Here is a 20,802-nt window from a genome sequence, read left to right as displayed (position 1 = left end):
AAGAGATGATTTGAACAAAATAAACAATTGAAATGGTAAAAGTTACTAAAGAAGCAGCCTTGGCATATCACGAGAATGGACGCCCGGGCAAGATTGAAGTAAAGCCGACAAAGCCTTACCACACGCAAACGGATTTGAGTTTGGCCTATTCACCGGGTGTAGCATTTCCATGTCTTGAGATACAAGCCGACCCCGATAATGCCTATAAGTATACGGACAAAGGCAATCTTGTGGCTGTTATCAGCAACGGCACGGCCGTATTGGGACTGGGTGACATCGGTGCAATGAGTGGAAAGCCTGTCATGGAAGGTAAGGGACTTCTTTTCAAGATTTATGGTGGCGTTGATGTCTTCGATATTGAGGTGAATGAGAAAGACCCTGAGAAGTTTTGCGAGGCCGTTGAGAAGATTGCGCCTTCTTTTGGCGGTATCAATCTTGAAGATATCAAGGCACCTGAGTGTTTCTATATCGAAGAACGGCTGAAGAAGACTCTTGACATTCCCGTGATGCATGATGATCAACATGGCACGGCTATCATTTCTTCTGCGGGTCTGATTAATGCGCTCGAGGTTGCTGGTAAGGATATCAGCAAAGTAAAGATTGTTGTCAACGGTGCCGGAGCTGCAGCCATCAGTTGTACTAAGCTGTATGTTGCCCTCGGAGCAAAGACCGAAAATATCATTATGCTTGATTCTAAGGGGGTCATTACAGCCGACCGTGAGAAAATCACTGCGCAGAAAGCTATCTTTGCTACCAAACGCAAGGGCGTTCACACGCTGGAAGAGGCCATTAAAGGCGCCGACGTGTTCTTAGGACTGAGCAAAGGAAATATACTCACACAAGACATGATTCGCAGTATGGCAGACAATCCTATCGTTTTTGCCTTAGCCAATCCCGTTCCGGAAATTTCTTATGAAGACGCGGTTGCGAGCCGTCCTGACGTATTGATGAGTACGGGACGGAGTGATTACCCCAATCAAATCAACAATGTCATCGGTTTTCCCTATATTTTCCGTGGTGCACTCGATGTCCACGCAAAAGCCATTAATGAAGAAATGAAGTTGGCTGCCGTCAAGGCTATCGCCGAACTTGCAAAGCAGCCTGTGCCTGATGTCGTAAATGAGGTCTATCATGTGACCGACCTTACATTCGGCCCGAAATACTTCATTCCAAAACCTGTCGACCCGCGGCTCATTACCGAGGTCAGTGCAGCTGTGGCCAAGGCCGCCATGGAAAGTGGCGTCGCACGTACGCCGATTACAGACTGGGAAACCTACAAGAAAGGACTGCGCCAACTGCTCGGCCAAGAGACTGCGCTCACCCGCAAGCTCCACGACACCGCTCGCTTGCACCCACAGAAAGTGGTGTTTGCCGAGGGCGGACATGCCACCATGATGAAAGCTGCCGTACAAGCCAAGCAGGAAGGCTTCTGCGAACCGATTCTTTTGGGCAACCCCGACAGATTGAACCGCCTGGCCAACCGTCTGAAACTCGACCTGACCGGTGTCGAAATCATCGACATGCGTGCCGATCAAGAGCAAGGGCGCCGCGCCATGTTCGCCAAACATCTGGCCGAGAAGCGTGCACGGCAGGGATACACGTTCGAGGAAGCCTACGACAAGATGTACGAACGCAACTATTTTGGAATGAGTTTAGTCGAAAACGGCTATGCCGACGCATTCATCACCGGCCTTTATACGAAATATAGCAATACGATTAAGGTGGCCAAGGAAGTTATCGGTGTCAGGCCCGAGTTCAAGACTTTCGGAACGATGCATATTCTCAACACCAAGAAAGGCATCTATTACATGGCCGACACGCTCATCAACCGCCACCCCGACGAGAACATTCTGGCCGATATAGCCAAGCTCAGCGCCCACACGGTGAAGTTCTTTAATGAAGAACCCGTCATCGCCATGCTGAGCTATTCAAACTTCGGTTCTGACGAAGTCGGAAGCCCGCAGAAAGTGCACAATGCCGTCGGGCAGATACAGAAGGAATATCCCGATTTGGCCATTGACGGCGAGATGCAAGTGAACTTTGCCCTCGACAAGGAGTTGCGCGATGATAAGTTCCCGTTCAGCCGTCTGAGAGGTAAAGACGTAAATACACTGGTCTTTCCGAACATGAGCAGTGCCAATTGCAGTTATAAACTGCTTCAAGCACTCAATCCCGACAGCGAAATCATTGGCCCCATTCAAATGGGATTGAATAAAGCCATCCACTTCACTGATTTCGAAAGTTCTGTTAACGACGTGGTCAACATAACTGCCATCGCCGTCATCGACGCGTATATTGAGAAGTTGAAGAACAAATAAACTAATTTCACACGATGGAAAACAGCCGATAGGTCTTTTCCTTTCGTGTAATACAATCTAAGACCGGACTGTTTTTGCAGTTCGGCTTTTTTTGTTGTGTCTCGTGTCCGGTAAAAACTCTTGGGGAAAGTGCACATTTTTTTTCGGAAAGTCGGCGTATGGGCAGCTAATAAAATCACTTTACCGTAATAAAATTATTGAGATGAGCCGCAGAAATGTTGCTCTGCACGGCCAGTTCGGGATAACGCCTCATTACCTTTTCCACCTCGCCGGCTGCAGCCTGCACGTCAGCCGCACGGCGATGCTTGGCCGCCCGCACCGTGAATTGCAGGGCGCGATACGACTCGTCGCGGACAGTGTCAAGCTGCCGTATCTCTGTGATATTTTTTATTTTCGTTGTCATATTCCATGGAAGACGAATGCTTTTTGTTTCTTTTTTTAATGTCTTCCATGGAAGAAAAGGGTTATTTCTTACTTTTATTGTCATCTTTCATGGAAGAAAAGAGGTGATTGTTAAAAAATCCTTTATCTTCCATGGAAGACGACCGTTCTTTTTACATATTTTTGTTTCTCCCGTGGAAGAAAATATTTTCTGTTAAAATATCCTTCATCTTCCATGGAAGACGAGCGTCTTTTTTACATTTTTTTATTTCTTCCATGGAAGACGGGCGTTTTTTCTCTGTTCAACCCCTTTCCACCATGGTGGAAGCCCCACGCCCCTTTGGTTTCCTTATCTCGGAGGGGGCGCGCGGTTGGCGTTTTATGCCTCTTTATTTGAAAAGCAGCTCTTCCTTACCGGGAGCTTTGCTCACGCTAATCGTGTCACCCTCTCGGAGCGTGTTGGAGAGAATCTTTTCGCATACGCCATCTTCGATATAGTTTTGAATGGCGCGTTTCAGCGGCCGCGCACCAAACTGTACGTCATATCCTTTGGTTGCAACGAATTCTTTGGCCGTGTCCGTGATTGACAGCTGATAGCCCAACCCCTTGATGCGCTTGTAAAGCTCTTTTAGTTCGATGTCAATGATTTTTTTGATGGCCCCGAGGTCGAGTTGGTCGAAAGTGATGATTTCGTCAAGACGATTCAGGAATTCGGGCGCAAACTGCTTACTGAGGCTTTTTTGAATAATGCTGCGTGCATATTCTTTGTCCTTGTCGCCCAGGCTAAGCCCGATGCTTCCGCTGGCATTGAAACCCACGCCGTGTCCGAACTCTTTCAGCTGGCGCGTTCCGGCATTTGAGGTCATAATGATTACCGTGTTGCGGAAATCAATGAGCCGCCCGTTGCCATCTGTGAGCCTTCCCTCGTCGAGTACCTGAAGTAGCATACTGAAGATGTTGCCGTGTGCCTTTTCAATTTCGTCGAGCAGAATGATAGAGTAAGGATGACGCCTCACCTTTTCTGTGAGCTGCCCCCCTTCCTCATAGCCGACATATCCCGGAGGAGCACCGATTAGTCGCGATGTGTTGAAGCTTTCCGAATACTCGCTCATGTCTATTCGTATCAGTGCCTCATCGGAACCGAACATATACTCGGCCAGCTTCTTAGCTAAATAGGTTTTACCGACTCCAGTGGGGCCTAGAAACATGAACACGCCGATTGGATGGTTGGGAGCTTTGATACCTACACGGTTGCGTTGGATAGCTTTCACCATCTTTTCGATGGCGTTGTCTTGGGCTATTACTTGCTCTTTCAAAACCTTGCCCATATTCTTCAACTTTACGTTTTCAGCCTCGGCAATGCGTTGCACGGGGACACCTGCCATCATAGAGACTACATCTGCCACTTCATCGTCGGTGACAACGTGTCGGTTGGCATCTTCTCCCGAAGCCCATCTACGGTTCAATTCGTCGATTTCTTTTTCAAGGGAAGTCTGATGGTCGCGATAGCCCGCAGCAAGTTCAAAGTTCTGGTTTCTCACCGCTTGTTTCTTTTTCAAGATTGTTTCCTCCAGTTCTTTCTGCTTGTCGGATAATTCCGTAGGCATTTCGGTGTTCTGTAGATGTACTCGGGCTCCAACCTCGTCAAGTGCATCAATAGCTTTATCCGGGAAATAACGATCGGAAACATAACGTTCTGTCAGATTGACACACGCTTTGAGTGCCTCGGCTGTATAGCTGACATGATGATGTTGTTCGTATCTGTCCTTGATATTGTGGAGAATGGTCAGCGTCTGTTCGGCCGTGGTCGGCTCAACCATCACATTTTGGAAGCGGCGTTCCAAAGCACCGTCTTTCTCTATACTTTTGCGATATTCGTCGACAGTGGTCGCGCCGATGCATTGAATAACGCCACGTGCCAAGGCCGGTTTCATGATATTGGCGGCGTCCATACTTCCCGGAGTGCTCCCGGCACCAATCATCGTGTGGATTTCATCAATGAAGACAATGACTTCCGGGGCCCGCTCTAATTCATTAATCAAGGACCGGATACGTTCTTCAAATTGTCCTCGATATTTAGTTCCAGCTACAACGGCTGTCAGATCAAGACTTACAACACGTTTATTGAACAGAACGGGCGAGGTCTTGTGCTGCACGATTAATTGTGCCAAGCCTTCGACGATGGCACTTTTCCCTACTCCGGGCTCACCAATAAGAATCGGGTTGTTCTTTTTGCGCCTGCAGAGTATTTCTATGACACGCTGAATTTCTTGTTCTCGACCGACAACCATATCCAGTTTCCCATCGAAGGCGGCCTGCGTAAGGTCTGTCGAGAAATTATCTAATACGGGAGTCTTGCTCTTTGCTTCCCCATTGGCCGTCTTGGTGTAAGTCTGCTTTTTATTACCCGTTGGCATGGCCTCATCTTCTTCTTCCTCGTCAGGCATTCCATAACCGTCGGTCGCAGTCTGATTACTGCTCATCTGGGTTTTCAGATAGGAAAGCGTATCTTCGTAGTTCATATTGTTATATTCCAAGATTTCCTTGGCCCCATTGTTTATTTGGTCATGTAAGATGGCTAAAATAAGGTGCTGTACATCTACCAGTTGAGTGTGTTGTATGCGTGCTTCCAGAACAGCAAGTTTCAAGATGTTACTTGCCTGCTCATTAAGCACGAGTTCAGATGTAATGATAGATTCTACAACTTCATCTTTCTTGACTTTCGATTCTAATTCCGACTTTACATTCTTCTCGTCAATATTCATGCGTTGGAAGAGATTACTGAGCAAACTATTTTTCTCACGTAAAATACCCAAGACAATGTGCTCGGGCCCTACTGAGCGACTGGCTAATCGGTAGGCTTCCTCTCTACTGAAAGCTAATATCTCTGAGACCTTGTGTGAAAACTGACTTGTCATATATTTTGCCTCCTTATATTATTGCTGCTGCAAAAGTAATAAATTTATGGGTAATAAAAGCAAAGGATATGCCAAAAACAGGTCAGGCATGCTTTTTGCTATGTCAAAAGCTGAAAATGATTCATGTATTAAATTAAAAAAAAATTATGGCATTTGTTGATTATTATAAGATACTTGGTGTCGACCGTAACATTCCGCAAAAAGATGTCAGGGACGCATACCGCAAGAGGGCCAAGCTCTTCCATCCGGATTTGCATCCGAACGACCCGAAGGCCAAGGCTAAGTTTCAGGCTCTGAACGAAGCTTACGATGTGATAAACGACCCGGAGAAGCGCGCAAAGTATGACAAATACGGTGAACAGTGGCGAGAGGCCGACGCTTTCCAAGGCAATGCTTCGGGAGGCCACGCCGAAGGCAATCCTTTCGAGGGCTTCGACTTCAGCAATTTCAGTAGCAGCGGCGGCGGTTTCTCGAGCTTCTTTCAAGACTTGTTCGGAGGGGGCGGATTCCATACTTCGGACTTTGAAGGCGGGACGCGGCCACGTCAAGACAATGGGCAGATGGAAGCCAAAGTCAATATCGACATGTATACGGCATTGCTCGGTGGCGAAGTCATCATTCAACTCAGCAACGGGAAGAAGATAAAACTGAAGGTGAAACCCGAAACGCAGAACGGGACGAAAGTCCGTGTCCGCGGTAAAGGCTACAGTCGCGGGAACGGCGTCTATGGCGATTTGATTATTGTTTATAACGTCAAGCTTCCCACCGGATTGAGCGAACGGCAGAAAACGCTGTTGCGTGAGATGCAAGCCGGCTAAAAATCCCGAGAAAGTTTTATTGCTTTTCCAAGAAAATCCACCCCAAAGGTTCAAGAAAAGGCGAAATGCCGTGAATGATCGGAGAAAACCGTCCCCAATGGTCCCATCTGGTCAATAAGAAAGTGAGTCTCTTTATCAGTGGCTCAAACAGAACTTTCCTCTGCCTTTCTATGGTGACAGTGTAAATGTCATTTAAAGTTATTTGGCAATTGACGAAGAACACCTGTTTGACACCCTTGATATTTCTTTTACAAACACGCATTCATAGCTCGCTTTTTCTCAACCGAGACTTGCTTTGGGCTGAAATACGCGAGTTTTAAGCCTCTTTTTCCAAGTTGCTGTGAGACAAAAGGTTGCATCGTTTTCATCAAAAAGTATAGTCGTTTTAATCGAAAAGTATAGTCGTTTTTATCAAAAAGTACTATCATTTTTGGCAAAAAGTACAGTCGTTTTTGCCGAAAAGTATATACTTTTTGGTCGAAAGGTATATACTTTTTGTTTAAAACGTATATACTTTTCTGCGAAAAAGTACGTTCCTTTCGGATAAAACCCAGTAAAACGACCGAAAAAAAGTAATTTTCCGTACTTTGTTTTTCTATTTGATGATGCTTGGAGGTATGGATATATTACAAATTATTTTGACATTCAATGCCCTTTTTCTTAGGATTGATCGCGCGATGTCTCTGGCCAGGAATCGTCATGCCTGGTCTCTCGAGCATTGGGACGGGTGGTTGGAAAATATAAATATTCAAAATAGAAGTGCAATTTCTTAATGGGTGTGATCGTAAGAGTTGACGCTTTAACGTAGTTTTTGTTATCTTTCTGTGGTTTGATTCTGAATAAATTCTTTGTGGGATTCGGATTAAATTCGTAATTTTGCCCGACAATCAAAAAACGAAGAAGTATGAGAAGTAGGACCGCAGTTTGGTTTGAGACCAAAATACGTTATGAGAAGACAATGGACGACGGCATGCAGAAGAAAGTGTCGGAGAGTTATGTGGTAGATGCCTTGAGTTTCACCGAGGCTGAGAATACGATTATTGAAGAGATGCGTGTCTATATCACGGGAGATTTCAAGGTGACCGACCTGAAGCAGGCTGCCTATGGTGAAATATTTTTCAGTGATGTCGACACCGACGACAAATGGTACAAGTGTAAATTACAGTTCATCACCATTGACGAAAAGACGGAGAAAGAGAAACGCTCCACGGTGACCTATCTGGTACAGGCAGGAAGTCTGCCCGCTGCCGTCAAGCATGTGAACGAGGTCATGGGCGGGACCATGATAGATTATGTCATTGTGGGCATTCAGGAAACCCAAATTATGGACGTGTTCGAACATAACGGAGCCAAGAAGGACGCCACATCACACAATGACGTGCCTGAGTATGAAACAGCAGAACAAACTGAGCAAGTTAATGCAGAATAAACATGACCGTTGATGTAGCAAAGAATTTACATGAGGTGCTGGGCAATCTGCCTCAAGATGTCAGATTGGTTGCCATCAGCAAGTATCACCCCGATAAATATATCCGAGCAGCCTATGCCGAAGGGCAGCGTGTCTTTGGCGAAAGCCATGAACAGGAGCTGAGCCGTAAGGTAGAGATGCTGCCCAAGGATATCGAATGGCATTTCATCGGACATCTGCAGACCAATAAAGTAAAATATATTGCGCCTTATATTTCAATGATAGAAGCTGTAGACAGTCTTAAGCTATTGAAAGAAATCGACAAGCAGGCCGCCAAGCACGATCGTATAATCAACGTTCTTTTGGAACTTCATATAGCCGAAGAGGAAACCAAATACGGGTTAACGCTTGATGCCTGTCGTGAACTGTTGGAAGACGGGACGTGGCGAACACTCTTCCATATCCGGATTTGTGGCCTGATGATGATGGCCAGCAATACAGATGACCAAAAACAGATTGCCGCTGAGTTTGATACGGCTGCCCGTTTCTTCGAAGAACTCAAGGCATGCTATTTCGCAGATAGCGAAGCATTCAAAGAGCGTTCATGGGGCATGAGCCACGACTATCTGACAGCTATTGCGCACGGTTCGACGATGGTTCGCGTGGGAACAATCATTTTTGGTCCGCGTGTTTATTAAATTCAGCGAAGACATTACGGTTCCAAATATTTTATTACCTTTGCAAGCATGATAACAGATGGTAGGCAATACCATCGCAATTCAAACAAAAGATGCCGGAAATATCAATTCGCGGATTAGAGATGCCGGAGTCGCCTATCAGAAAGTTGGCCCCTCTTGCAGCAGCCGCAAAGAAGCGTGGGACGAAAGTCTACCACTTGAATATCGGTCAGCCAGACTTGCCTACACCGCAATGTGGGCTTGATGCACTGAAGAAGATAGACCGAAAGATATTGGAGTACTCACCAAGTCAGGGTTATCTGAGTTATCGGGAGAAACTTGTTGACTACTATAAGAAATACAATATCAACGTCGATGCCGATGACATTATCATTACATCCGGTGGAAGTGAAGCCGTGTTGTTTGCCTTTATGAGTTGTCTGAACCCGGGAGATGAAATCATCATTCCGGAACCCGCATACGCCAATTACATGGCATTCGCCATCAGCGCCGGGGCCACTATTAAGACTATTGCAACCACTATCGAGGAGGGTTTCTCTCTGCCTAAAGTAGAGAAGTTCGAAGAACTCATCAATGAGCACACCCGCGCCATCATGATTTGTAATCCAAATAATCCAACCGGCTACCTCTACACGCGTCGTGAAATGAAACAAATTCGTGATCTTGTCAAGAAGTACGATCTTTATTTGTTTTCTGACGAGGTATACCGCGAGTATATCTATACCGGATCACCTTACATTAGCGCCTGCCATTTAGAAGGAATTGAAAATAATGTTATCCTGATAGATTCTGTTTCAAAGCGATATTCCGAATGTGGAATCCGTATCGGCGCATTGATTACAAAGAATGCAGAAGTAAGAAAGGCCGTCATGAAATTTTGTCAAGCCCGACTTTCTCCCCCACTTATCGGACAGATTGTCGCTGAGGCATCTCTTAACGCTCCTGAAGAATATTATCGTGATGTCTATGATGAATATGTAGAACGTAGAAAGTGCCTTATCGACGGGCTAAATCGTATTCCCGGGGTATATTCACCCATACCTATGGGAGCATTTTATACCGTAGCCAAGCTCCCTGTTGACGATAGTGAGAAGTTCTGTCGTTGGTGTCTTGAGGAGTTTGAGTATGAAGGCGAGACCGTGATGATGGCACCTGCCGCAGGTTTCTATACCACGCCGAATGCGGGAATCGATCAAGTACGTATCGCATATGTGTTGAAGAAGAAAGATTTAGAGCGTGCATTATTCGTGTTGAGAAAGGCCCTCGAAGCATATCCGGGGCATATTACCAAAGAACAATAACCCAAATCTTGAATTTACCTCTTTTCATAGCAAGAAAAATCTATGGTGGTAAGACCGATAGTAAACAGGTATCACGGCCAGCCATCAGAATAGCTACGGCTGGGGTGGCTATAGGACTTGCCGTCATGCTGATTTCAGTAAGTGTCGTTCTGGGTTTCAAGCATACGATTCGTGATAAGGTTATCGGATTTGGAAGTCATATTCAGGTGGCAAACTTCATGACCATGCAGACCGGAGACTCTTATCCCATACAAATGGGCGACTCCATGATTACGGTATTGAAATCAACTCCGGGCGTAAAGCATGTACAACGTTATGCCATGAAACAAGGAATTCTTAAAACCGACCATGACTTTTTAGGTGTCGTTTTCAAAGGTATAGGCCCCGAATACGACACAACGTTTTTACATCAAAATATAAAGCAAGGAATAATTCCCCACTTCAGGGATGATAGTAATGGCAATAAGATTTTGATTTCACAAAGCATTGCAGATAAACTGGGCGTAAAATCAAACGATAAGATTTATAGTTATTTCATTGATCAGAACGGCGTACGCACGCGCAGATTCATTATAGCAGGTATCTATCAGACGAATCTCTCACAATATGATGATTTTACGTGCTTTACCGATCTTAATACTATCGTAAAACTTAACGGTTGGGATCGTGATCAGGCTACCGGTGCAGAACTAATCGTCAAAGATTTCGATAAGGTTGACGATGTTGAAAGCGGTTTGGTGGCAAAAGTGAACCGTACACTTGACCGTTATGGCGAAACCTACTCATCAAAAACAATTCGTGATTTATGCCCGCAGATATTCTCATGGCTTGGGTTATTAGACCTCAATGTATGGATAATCCTAACTCTGATGATTGCTGTTGCAGGCGTTACGATGATTTCCGGACTGTTAATCATTATTCTTGAACGAACCGTAATGATTGGTATTCTAAAGGCCATCGGTGCACGCAATAAAACAATACGGCACACTTTCATGTGGTTCGCAGCTTTTATTATTTGCAAAGGGATGCTCATAGGAAACCTTATTGGCCTTGGATTGATTACGTTACAAAGATTTATAGGATTTGTAAAGCTCGATCCACAAACTTATTACGTCAATACGGTCCCTGTTGAATATAACTTGCCATTATTCATTATCCTGAATGTATCGACATTGCTTATTTGTTTGTTCGTTCTTATCGCACCGAGCTATTTGATTTCACACATACACCCTGCCAAATCAATGCGCTACGAATAACCAAAATCTGTATTTAGAAAAGAAATAATGCACATAAAGTTTTGAAATGTGCAGATAAAGACCTACCTTTGCACAAAGTTTCTAAGATTGTGCAATGAATTCCGTATTGAACTTCAATAGATTTATAGGACAAGGCATCATTAGTAATTGGAATAAAGATGCCGCCTTAACAGATGTTTGCGAGAAGAAGAGTACCAAACACCATCTTCGTCAAGATGCAATCTAAATGGATATTTAATATTCTAAAAATGTAAATACAACACATTATGAAACAAATACCAAGTTTTAATAGTCTGATACAAAAGTCTATCATTGATAATTGGAACAGAGATGCGCTGACAGACTTCAAAGGCGAAACGCTACAATATCATGATGTGGCCCGCAAGATAGAAAAGCTGCACATCATGTTTGAAAGTAGCGGAGTGGTAAAAGGTGACAAAATAGCGTTGGCCGGTCGTAATAGTGCCAATTGGGCCGTGGCATTTTTGGCCACGCTCACTTACGGTTGCATAGCTGTTCCCATTCTACATGAGTTCACTCCGGACCAAATGCACAACATTGTCAACCACAGCGAAGCGAGACTACTCTTTGTTGGTGATGTCGTTGCCACTCAGATTGATGCAACCAAGATGCCGGCATTAGAGGGCATCATCTATATTCCAGACTATTCTCTCGTGCTCTCACGTACTGACAAGCTAACTTACGCACGCGAACATCTTAATGAGATGTTTGGCAGGAAGTTTCCCAAGTTCTTTCGCAAAGAACATGTCGATTATTATGTAGATAAGAACCCCGAAGAATTGGCACTGATCAATTACACCAGCGGGACAACCGGGTTCTCTAAAGGTGTCATGCTCCCCTATCGCGCACTTTGGAGCAATGCTTATTTTGGAGAACAAGTATTAGGTACGCATCTAAATGCTGGTGACAACATCATCAGTATTCTGCCAATGGCTCATATGTATGGCATGTCTTTCGAGTTCATCTTTGAATTTATCAAAGGCTGCCACATCTATTATCTCACCCGGATACCGAGTCCTGCAATCATTGCACAGGCTTTCAGTGAAGTAAAACCTAAGGTCATCATCAGCGTACCGCTCGTTATTGAAAAAATCATTAGGAAAAAGGTTTTCCCGAAGATACAGAACAACCGCATGCGTATGCTGCTCCACATGCCGGTAGTGGCCAAAAAAGTTCGTGAAAAGATTTGTGAACAGGTCTCAAATGCCTTTGGTGGAGACTTCTATGAGGTCATTATAGGCGGAGCGGCGTTCAATCAGGAGATAGAACAGTTCATGCATCGGATTGGTTTCAAATATACGGTCGGATATGGTGCCACAGAATGTGCACCTATCATCTGTTATTCCGACTATAAAGACTATGTCCCGGGAAGCTGCGGCCGCTCTGTCGTCAACATGAAGGTGAAGATTGACAGTGCAGACCCGGAACATATCCCCGGAGAAATCCTTGCTAAAGGGCTCAACGTCATGCTTGGCTACTATAAAAACGAAGAAGCTACCCGCCAGACAATCGATGCCGACGGTTGGTATCACACAGGTGACCTTGGAACAATGGACGCCGACGGGAACGTTTTCATCAAAGGACGGTCAAAAAACATGCTTTTGGGCGCCAGCGGACAGAATATTTATCCCGAAGAGATAGAAGACAAGCTTAATTCATTGACACTTGTCAGCGAAAGTCTTGTCATTCAAGAGGGCGACAAGCTGATCGGCTTGGTTCATCCTGACTATGACGAGGCTCAAAACATGGGATTTACCAATGAAGATTTGGAAAACATCATGGAGCAAAACCGCAATGAGCTCAATCAGTCGCAGCCAGCCTACTGCAAATTAGCGGCTATACGTATCCATGAAGAGGAGTTTGAAAAGACACCTAAAAAGAGTATTAAACGCTATCTCTATCAAAATAACTGAGATTAAGGCGGATAAGTTTCGCCATCTCAGCCATTTTGCAACCTGAAATCAGCCATTTTACCGTGTAATCTCAGCCATGTTACGCGGTAAAATGGCTGAAATAATTTTGCCATGAAAGGCAGTCTTTGACTTTCACCTTGCTTTTCGCTCTTTTTAAGAGATAACAATGCGATGGTCCTCTACTCTTTCGCATCGCCATACGACTGCAAATGGGAGGAGATTTCCCCTTTCTGTCTTCGGTCTGACGGAAAAACGAGAAAAGAAAAGCCCATTCACACATCTTGTATGAATGGGCCTTATGGATTAAATCCGTGGTCTACAGGTTCTTTCCATGACAGTTTTTGAACTTTTTACCACTGCCACAAGGACAAGGATCATTCGGACGTGGCAGACGATCTGCTATATAAGGCGTGTGATTTACCCTATCTGCACCCTCACGGGTATCATGATTGGCCACTGCACGCTGTGTTGCCTGAGCGTCAATGTCATCTTTACGTTCGTTATACCGCTGTGCGCGTTGTTCGGGTGCAGCCTCTTGGACCTCTTGAACCACCGGAATCTGGCAGCGCATCAACACGCTTGCAATGCGGTTGTTCATGTCGTCAATCATGTTGTCCCAGAGTTTGACGCTCTCAAGTTTAAATATCAACAGCGGATCTTTCTGCTCGTAAGACGCATTCTGCACACTGTGTCGCAATTCATCAAGCTGACGAAGGTTCTCTTTCCAGTTATCATCGATGATACGAAGCATGATAGTCTTCTCAAATTCTTTCACTACGCTTGCAGCCTCACTCTTATAAGCAAGTTGCAAGTCTGCCGGAATTTGGTAAACATTGCGTCCATCGGTGATAGGAACAAGAATACGTTCATACATTGCACCTTGTTCTTCTTGCACTTTCTTGATAACGGGATAGGCATCAGCCTGAATACGGTCCGTATGGCGCTTGAATGATGCGATAGCATCTTGGAAAGCGCGTTCTTCAAGTTCAGACTTCACGCCGTTATCAAATTCATCTTGAGTGAAAGGCATCTCCATTGCTAGAACCTTCATGAATTCTTCTCGGGCACCATCGTAGTCATTTCTCTCAATGATATTGACAACGCGATCCCAAATAACATTGGTTATATCCATGCCGATGCGCTCGCCCATGAGTGCATGGCGCCGCTTTTCATAGATGACAGTGCGTTGTTTGTTCATTACATCATCATATTCGAGCAGGTGTTTACGGATACCGAAGTTGTTTTCTTCGACTTTCTTCTGAGCACGTTCAATACTCTTTGAGATCATCGGACTTTCAATACGTTCGCCATCCTCAAAACCTAAACGGTCCATTACCTTGGCAATGCGTTCAGAAGCAAACAAACGCATCAGTTTATCTTCTAAGGAAACATAGAAAACCGAAGAACCCGGGTCGCCTTGACGGCCGGCACGACCACGCAACTGGCGGTCTACGCGGCGGCTTTCATGGCGTTCGGTACCGATGATGGCTAAACCTCCGGCGGCTTTTACCTCATCGGTCAGTTTAATATCCGTACCACGGCCGGCCATATTGGTTGCAATCGTCACGGCACCCAAGCCATTCTCCGAACGACCGGCCTCTGCTACGATTTGAGCTTCGCGCTGGTGGAGCTTTGCGTTCAGTACATTGTGAGGTATCCGTCGCATCTTCAGCATCTTACTCAACAGTTCGCTGATTTCAACAGAGGTCGTACCAACCAAAACCGGACGTCCGGCATTACGCATGGTCTCAATCTCATCGATGACAGCCGCATACTTTTCTCGTGCAGTTTTGTAGACCCGGTCGTCCATATCATGGCGGGCAATCGGTCGGTTGGTCGGAATTTCAACGACATCGAGCTTGTATATGTCCCAAAACTCGCCGGCCTCCGTGCTTGCCGTACCGGTCATACCCGACAGCTTGTGATACATTCGGAAATAGTTTTGCAAAGTGATGGTTGCAAATGTCTGTGTGGCAGCCTCTACCTTTACATGTTCCTTGGCTTCGATGGCCTGATGAAGTCCGTCGCTCCAGCGTCGGCCTTCCATGATACGGCCGGTCTGTTCGTCAACAATCTTCACTTCACCATCCATAACAACATATTCGTCATCCTTATTGAACATGGTATAGGCTTTCAGCAATTGCTGAAGTGTATGCACGCGTTCACTTTGCACTCCATAATGCGTCATCAACTCATCTTTCTTGTCAATTCTTTCTTGATCGGAGAGTTCGGTTTGACTTTCAAGTTCAGAGAGTTCAGAAGTGATATCAGGAAGAACAAACAAATCTTCACGCCCGGTCTGGCTTGCAAGCCAACCCGTTCCCTTGTCTGTAAGGTCTGCACTGTTCAGCTTTTCGTCAACAACAAAATAGAGAGGTTCGATGGCCTTAGGCATCTCTCTGTTGTTATTGGCCATGTAAATTTCTTCAGTTGCCAACATTCCGGCTTTGATTCCATCTTCCGAAAGATACTTGATTAATGGCTTGTTCTTCGGAAGAGCCTTGTAAGAACGGTAGAGGGCGAGGAAGCCTTCCTCTAACATTTGCTTGTCGTTCTTTTCCTGTCCGGCCGTGATCTTTTGTTTAGCTTCGGCCAACAGTTCCGTAGCTTGCTTGCGCTGTACCTCATAAAGGCGTTCAACCAAAGGCTGATATTCTTCAAACATTTGGTCGTCACCCTTTGGAATTGGGCCGGAAATAATCAGAGGCGTACGTGCATCATCAATCAACACAGAGTCGACCTCATCGACAATGGCATAATTATGCTTGCGCTGAACAAGGTCGCTGGGATTCAAAGCCATGTTGTCACGCAAATAATCGAAGCCGAATTCATTATTAGTACCAAAGGTAATATCTGCCTGATAAGCCTTGCGTCGTGCTTCGGAATTTGGCTGGTGCTTGTCAATACAGTCAACAGAAAGTCCATTGAACATGTATAAAGGTCCCATCCATTCGGAGTCACGTTTAGCCAAGTAGTCATTCACCGTGACCATGTGGACACCGTTACCGGTGAGAGCATTGAGGAAAACAGGGAGTGTTGCCACAAGTGTTTTACCTTCACCTGTTGCCATTTCTGCAATCTTACCTTGGTGAAGGGCTATACCACCAAACAATTGAACATCATAATGAATCATGTTCCACTGTATCTTATTTCCTCCGGCAGTCCACTCATTGTGATAGATGGCTTTATCTCCGTCAATGGTAATAAAGTCATTAGTCGGTTGGGCAGCCAACTCACGGTCGAACTCTGTCGCCGTAACGATGGTTTCTTCATTCTCTGCAAATCGACGGGCGGTATCTTTGATGATATTGAAAGCTGTTGGCATCACTTCGTCCAAGGCTTTCTCATAGATGTCAAGAACCTCTTTTTCCAATTTATCGATCTGATTGAATATCTCTTCACGCTCATCGATGGGAGTTTCTTCAATCTTTGCCTTTAATTCTTCTATCTGTTTCTTTTGCTCGTCGGCAGAGCTTTGTACATAGTGCTGAAGTTCTTTTGTCTTCGCACGTAATTCATCATTAGTCAGTGCCTTGATTTTCGGATACTCTGCCTTGACTTTCTCAACAAGAGGTTGAATCAGCTTCATATCACGACTTGATTTATCACCGAATAGTGATTTCAAAAAGTTATTGAAATTCATTTTATTGTTTATTTTATTTCTCAAAATGACATATATCGTGCAAATTTACGAATTATATTCTTAAATCTCCACTTAAATAAAGCAAAACTTTGCACCGAAGGTAAGATATCAAACTTTTATATCCTAAAATAACGGTACTGAAGAACACGCATTCGGTGCCCTAATATGAATGCTTTTACAAAGGGTAGGTGCAATTCTATCAACTGTGACCGGAGTGGATATTCGTTCCGCCTTGATGCCGGCACCATAAAATATGATTGGGAATTGCACTAAAGTAGAACGGCTTGTATAGCTTTCTTGGGTATCTTCATTGACGAGTTTCCAACCGGGAACAACATGAATGATGATATCACCGCTAATTGAAGGATTATAACCTTGGAGAATCTTTTGTATATTATCATTACCGGAGAACAGACGTTCACTGGTATAGACATCGCTGACGCCGGAACTCTGAAGCAATAATTCTTGACAGCGTGTCAGTATCTCGTGCATACTAAGACGCTTTTGCTCAATAATTTTATGATTTAGGTATATCTGATTTCCCCAAGCTGCATCAATATAGGCTCCTTGTCCGTATATGGCATTCAGATACACATTCAGTATTTTCGCAGTACGATTAATATAAAAGACACCTGTAGGAACCCTATAAAGGCTATAGTCATTATCAGTATTGTCAATAGTTCCTGTTCCGGTAACAACAAAGAGAACATTGTTCTTGCCAACCTCTCGCTCAATACCTCCAATTAACTTACTAATAGTCTTATCTATATTGGCATATATATGCCGTGAAGCATCTTGGACGTTACGGAATTGCTCATTATCATCTATAGAAGCAGATAGAATGACAGAAAGCATATCGGGAACTTCATCTTTTCCCATCCTACTCTGAATGACAATATCCATAGCTTTCTCTCCGATAGCCTCATTGTTAATGGTTCGAGGAGCTAAAGGAGTATTGAGCCATTGGGGAGATGCACCGTAATAAGCGGTTGTTTTCCAACCTTTTTGGGACTGATCATACCATATTGCGTTATCTGCGGCATGCCCGGCAGCCAAAATGGCAGAGCTACGGCTTGCAGCTATGCTGTAAACGACACTTTTACCATGGGTTGAAATCTTCATCTCGTCACTAACGGTGGAAGTTCTAAGATGGCTTGGCCCATACCCATATTGATTTCCATCAACACAATATACTTGACGTAAGGTTGAACGGTCTATCCAATGTTTCGATATAATACCATGATAAAAAGGAGTTGTGCCGGTAGCTATAGTTGCAATGGAAGATGGTGTCGTTACCGGTGTAAAAGAACATGATGCCGTTTCATACACACGACCACTTTGCATCATCTTCTTCAATCCGTTTTCTTCAAATAAAGATGCAAATGCATCAAGGCAATCTGTATTCAATTGGTCAATGGTGATATTCACAATTAACCGCGGTACAAGTTCTGATGCTTGTATTTCTGCTGACGTCAATGCTGCAATTAGTATGGCAATATACTTGTTCACAATGATCTTATTAATAATTTGTACCGTTTTTCCATGAAAATTTCAAAGAAAACAAATTCGTTATCAGCAAAACGAATGCCAGAAGTTGAATTCCATCAGCATAGGTTTGTAAAAAACTTCCTACGCAACCCAATGCATAGCATGTAATCATTACATATTGGAAATTCCTGCTATTTTGGAGCTTTGGGAAAAGTAATAATAGATTGAGGGGATTTAGAATGAATGTTTGGAGATTGAAACTTACGGTAGGATGCTGGCTGAATATCATAGCTGTAAGAATAATCCCACAAAAACCGGTGACAGTCCATAACAAATAGTGAGTCAGTAAATAATATAATTTACACTTTTTTTGTAGCAAAAATGATGTTATGATAATGACAATAATACATATCATCACTATATTTGGTGATAAATATGACGAGAAACTATTATCAATATCTTTTGTTTGTACCGGAGGGATGATATATAATGAATTACTGACTAATTTCTTTATTTTCCCATGAGCATAACTAACAGTTGCATGTTGAAAGTCTTTGCTCAACGAATCCGGAATAAATTGTCTTTCTTCATTTGAAATCAACTTGTCAGCTTGCAGTCCAAGAAGTAGATCATTTCCCCATCTTGCCCATGGATGCTGTGTATTCCATTGGTGAACTTCGTTTCTATAAGTTGTTATAAGCTGCTGATTATAATGATAATCAACAAAACCGTTTATATTATTTATTAAAATATCTCTTGCACGTGTGGTACAGTTATCATAGAAATAATTATAACGATATATTCTATTCTCTGGTATATAGTTTTTATCTATAGCTATTGCAATGTTCTGTTTATCCTCTGAAGACAAGTTCAGTATTTGTTCTTTTACCCATCTTCCTTCACTTCTGTATTCTTCATAGAATAACTGATAAGGTATAATCCCCATTTCGTAATCAGTTAGCCCAAAGATAAATCGCAATATGAAATTTTTTTGTTTAAAAGAGAATATTCCATAGTTGATAATGAGGTCTTGATGGTTCCTCAAATCTTGAAATCTGATAGCAGTATGTCCATATAATGAGTAAACTTCATGCCCGGGACCACAAGTAAGTAAGCTGATTTTCATGGAATCGCCATAAATATCAGGCGAAGCTTGCGCTGCTTTAATCGAATGTGTTAAAGACAATAAAAAAACAAGCAGGGCACTTTTGAAAATATATTGAAAACGTTTCACGATGCAAAAATAATTTATATTTCTGACTTAACGTGCATTTGTTTCTGTTTTTTTTGATAAATTTGCATGCAATTATTTAGCAATTTATGAATAAAGTAATATTAAGTGCTGCTCTGTCGGCCGCAATATCAGCAACGGCACTGGCTCAAAGTGGAACTAATTCTCCATATAGTCAATATGATTTGGGATTGCTATCAGCCAATGGTTCCGGTTTCAACAGAGGCATGAATGGATTAGGATTGGGATTTCATAGCCACAATCAAGTTAATTATATGAACCCAGCGTCCTATTCTTCTTTAGATTCTTTGTCTTTCATTTTTGATGCAGGTCTTTCTGGACAGATAACAAACTTCCAAGAAAATAGTGTCAGAAAGAATGCAAAGAATGGTGTCTTCGATTATGTCGTGGCCGGGTTTAGAATAGCAAAGCATGTAGGTGTTAGTTTTGGAGTTCTACCTTATTCGACGATAGGCTATAATTATTCTTCAACAAAGAATTTAAATGATAGAGATGCTTTTCCGTCAACGGAAGTAGGAACCAGCACTTATGAGGGAAAAGGAGGTTTACATCAAGTATATCTTGGTGCAGGCTGGGAACCAATGAAAGGTTTGGCGATAGGTGCCAATATAGGTTATCTGTGGGGAAATTATAATCGTTCTATCGTAACATCGTTTAGTAATGGTACAAACAGCCTGTCAAGATATTATAAAGCAACTATTAATAATTACAAATTAGATATTGGCGCACAATATACCATTAAGGTATCTCAAAAGAACGAACTTTCATTGGGTATTACTTATGGATATGGTCATCGGTTAGGAGCAAATCCTCAGTGTGAGGTTATCAGCAGCGACAGACAGACCGGAGTCGCAGACACCACTTTATATGAGATATCCAACGGTTTAAGTATTCCGACATCGTATGGTGCAGGCTTGATGTTTAACCATAACAATAAGTTGAAAATAGGTTTTGACTATTCGTTGATGCAATATTCAAAGTTAGGTTATCCCAAATTAAACAGAAACAACAATATCTTACAGTATGGTTTGGTTGATGGAGTCTATAACGATCGTCAGAAGTTCACAGCAGGCGTAGAGTTTTGTCCAAATGATGCAGGACGTAAACTTACTGAACAGATTCGCTATCGCATTGGAGCTTCTTATGCAACATCATATTATAAAGTCAACGGTATCGACGGACCTAAGGAGTACAGTGTAAGTGCTGGCTTTGGGATTCCTGTAGTCAATGAGTGGAACAATCGTTCCGTTCTTAATATCAGTGGTTCTTGGGTACATCAGGAAGTCAAAGGACTAATAAAGGAAAATACTTTTCGCATCAATATAGGCTTTACTTTCAATGAGCGTTGGTTCGCAAAGTGGAAGGTTGATTAATACAAATCTCCTTA

The 20,802-nt window shown here is 43.5% G+C and carries 13 protein-coding genes; 8 read left to right on the top strand and 5 right to left on the bottom strand.

All coding sequences use genetic code 11. The annotated features are described in order from the left end of the window. The first annotated feature begins 32 nt into the window (after window positions 1–32). The gene (locus H164_RS0102450; protein ID WP_019967150.1) at window positions 33–2,318 is read left to right on the top strand and encodes an NADP-dependent malic enzyme; all 2,286 of its coding nucleotides are present in this window, start codon (window positions 33–35) and stop codon (window positions 2,316–2,318) included. Between the two features lie 175 nt (window positions 2,319–2,493). Here the strand turns inward: H164_RS0102450 and H164_RS0102445 are convergent, their stop codons facing one another. Together H164_RS0102445 and H164_RS0102440 are read right to left on the bottom strand one after the other, a co-directional pair. Further along, window positions 2,494–2,721, bottom strand: coding sequence for a DUF6261 family protein (locus H164_RS0102445; RefSeq protein WP_238315090.1), 228 nt, complete (start codon window positions 2,719–2,721; stop codon window positions 2,494–2,496). A 367-nt stretch (window positions 2,722–3,088) separates the two neighbouring features. Beyond that, entirely contained in the window at window positions 3,089–5,617 is a 2,529-nt protein-coding gene (locus H164_RS0102440; protein WP_019967148.1) for an ATP-dependent Clp protease ATP-binding subunit, read from the bottom strand. 146 nt (window positions 5,618–5,763) lie between these two features. Between H164_RS0102440 and H164_RS0102435 the strand changes: the two genes are divergently transcribed. The 6 genes from H164_RS0102435 to H164_RS0102390 all read left to right on the top strand — a co-directional run bounded on the left by H164_RS0102435 (window position 5,764) and on the right by H164_RS0102390 (window position 13,032). Further along, window positions 5,764–6,435 carry a DnaJ domain-containing protein gene (locus H164_RS0102435; RefSeq protein ID WP_019967147.1) on the top strand — a complete coding sequence of 224 codons (672 nt, stop codon included), beginning with the start codon at window positions 5,764–5,766 and terminating at the stop codon, window positions 6,433–6,435. 904 nt (window positions 6,436–7,339) lie between these two features. After that, complete coding sequence (locus tag H164_RS0102415) at window positions 7,340–7,864, top strand: DUF4494 domain-containing protein (protein WP_019967143.1); 525 nt, start codon at window positions 7,340–7,342, stop codon at window positions 7,862–7,864. Between the two features lie 2 nt (window positions 7,865–7,866). Next, entirely contained in the window at window positions 7,867–8,541 is a 675-nt protein-coding gene (locus H164_RS0102410) for a YggS family pyridoxal phosphate-dependent enzyme (RefSeq protein WP_019967142.1), read from the top strand. Between the two features lie 92 nt (window positions 8,542–8,633). Then, window positions 8,634–9,842: a pyridoxal phosphate-dependent aminotransferase gene (locus H164_RS0102405; RefSeq protein WP_025829962.1), complete on the top strand. Its 1,209-nt coding sequence runs from the start codon at window positions 8,634–8,636 to the stop codon at window positions 9,840–9,842. Between the two features lie 8 nt (window positions 9,843–9,850). Then, window positions 9,851–11,098 carry an ABC transporter permease gene (locus tag H164_RS0102400; RefSeq protein WP_019967140.1) on the top strand — a complete coding sequence of 416 codons (1,248 nt, stop codon included), beginning with the start codon at window positions 9,851–9,853 and terminating at the stop codon, window positions 11,096–11,098. Between the two features lie 266 nt (window positions 11,099–11,364). Next, the gene (locus H164_RS0102390; RefSeq protein ID WP_019967138.1) at window positions 11,365–13,032 is read left to right on the top strand and encodes an AMP-binding protein; all 1,668 of its coding nucleotides are present in this window, start codon (window positions 11,365–11,367) and stop codon (window positions 13,030–13,032) included. Between the two features lie 316 nt (window positions 13,033–13,348). Here the strand turns inward: H164_RS0102390 and secA are convergent, their stop codons facing one another. The 3 genes from secA to H164_RS0102375 all read right to left on the bottom strand — a co-directional run bounded on the left by secA (window position 13,349) and on the right by H164_RS0102375 (window position 19,397). Further along, window positions 13,349–16,675: a preprotein translocase subunit SecA gene (gene secA, locus H164_RS0102385; protein WP_019967137.1), complete on the bottom strand. Its 3,327-nt coding sequence runs from the start codon at window positions 16,673–16,675 to the stop codon at window positions 13,349–13,351. A 123-nt stretch (window positions 16,676–16,798) separates the two neighbouring features. After that, window positions 16,799–18,184, bottom strand: coding sequence for an alkaline phosphatase family protein (locus tag H164_RS0102380; RefSeq protein WP_025829963.1), 1,386 nt, complete (start codon window positions 18,182–18,184; stop codon window positions 16,799–16,801). Window positions 18,185–18,194: 10 nt separating this feature from the next. Then, window positions 18,195–19,397, bottom strand: a complete 1,203-nt coding sequence (locus H164_RS0102375; RefSeq protein ID WP_019967135.1) for an Lnb N-terminal periplasmic domain-containing protein — start codon at window positions 19,395–19,397, stop codon at window positions 18,195–18,197. 86 nt (window positions 19,398–19,483) lie between these two features. Between H164_RS0102375 and H164_RS0102370 the strand changes: the two genes are divergently transcribed. After that, on the top strand, window positions 19,484–20,788 hold the full coding sequence (locus H164_RS0102370) for a hypothetical protein (RefSeq protein ID WP_019967134.1): 1,305 nt from the start codon (window positions 19,484–19,486) through the stop codon (window positions 20,786–20,788). The last annotated feature ends 14 nt before the right edge of the window (window positions 20,789–20,802 follow it).

This window comes from Segatella maculosa DSM 19339 = JCM 15638, assembly GCF_000382385.1.
In the GTDB taxonomy this organism is placed as follows: Bacteria; Bacteroidota; Bacteroidia; order Bacteroidales; family Bacteroidaceae; genus Prevotella; species Prevotella maculosa.
Note: the sequence above shows the minus strand (reverse complement) of the source record. Positions and strands in the feature narration are given on the sequence as shown.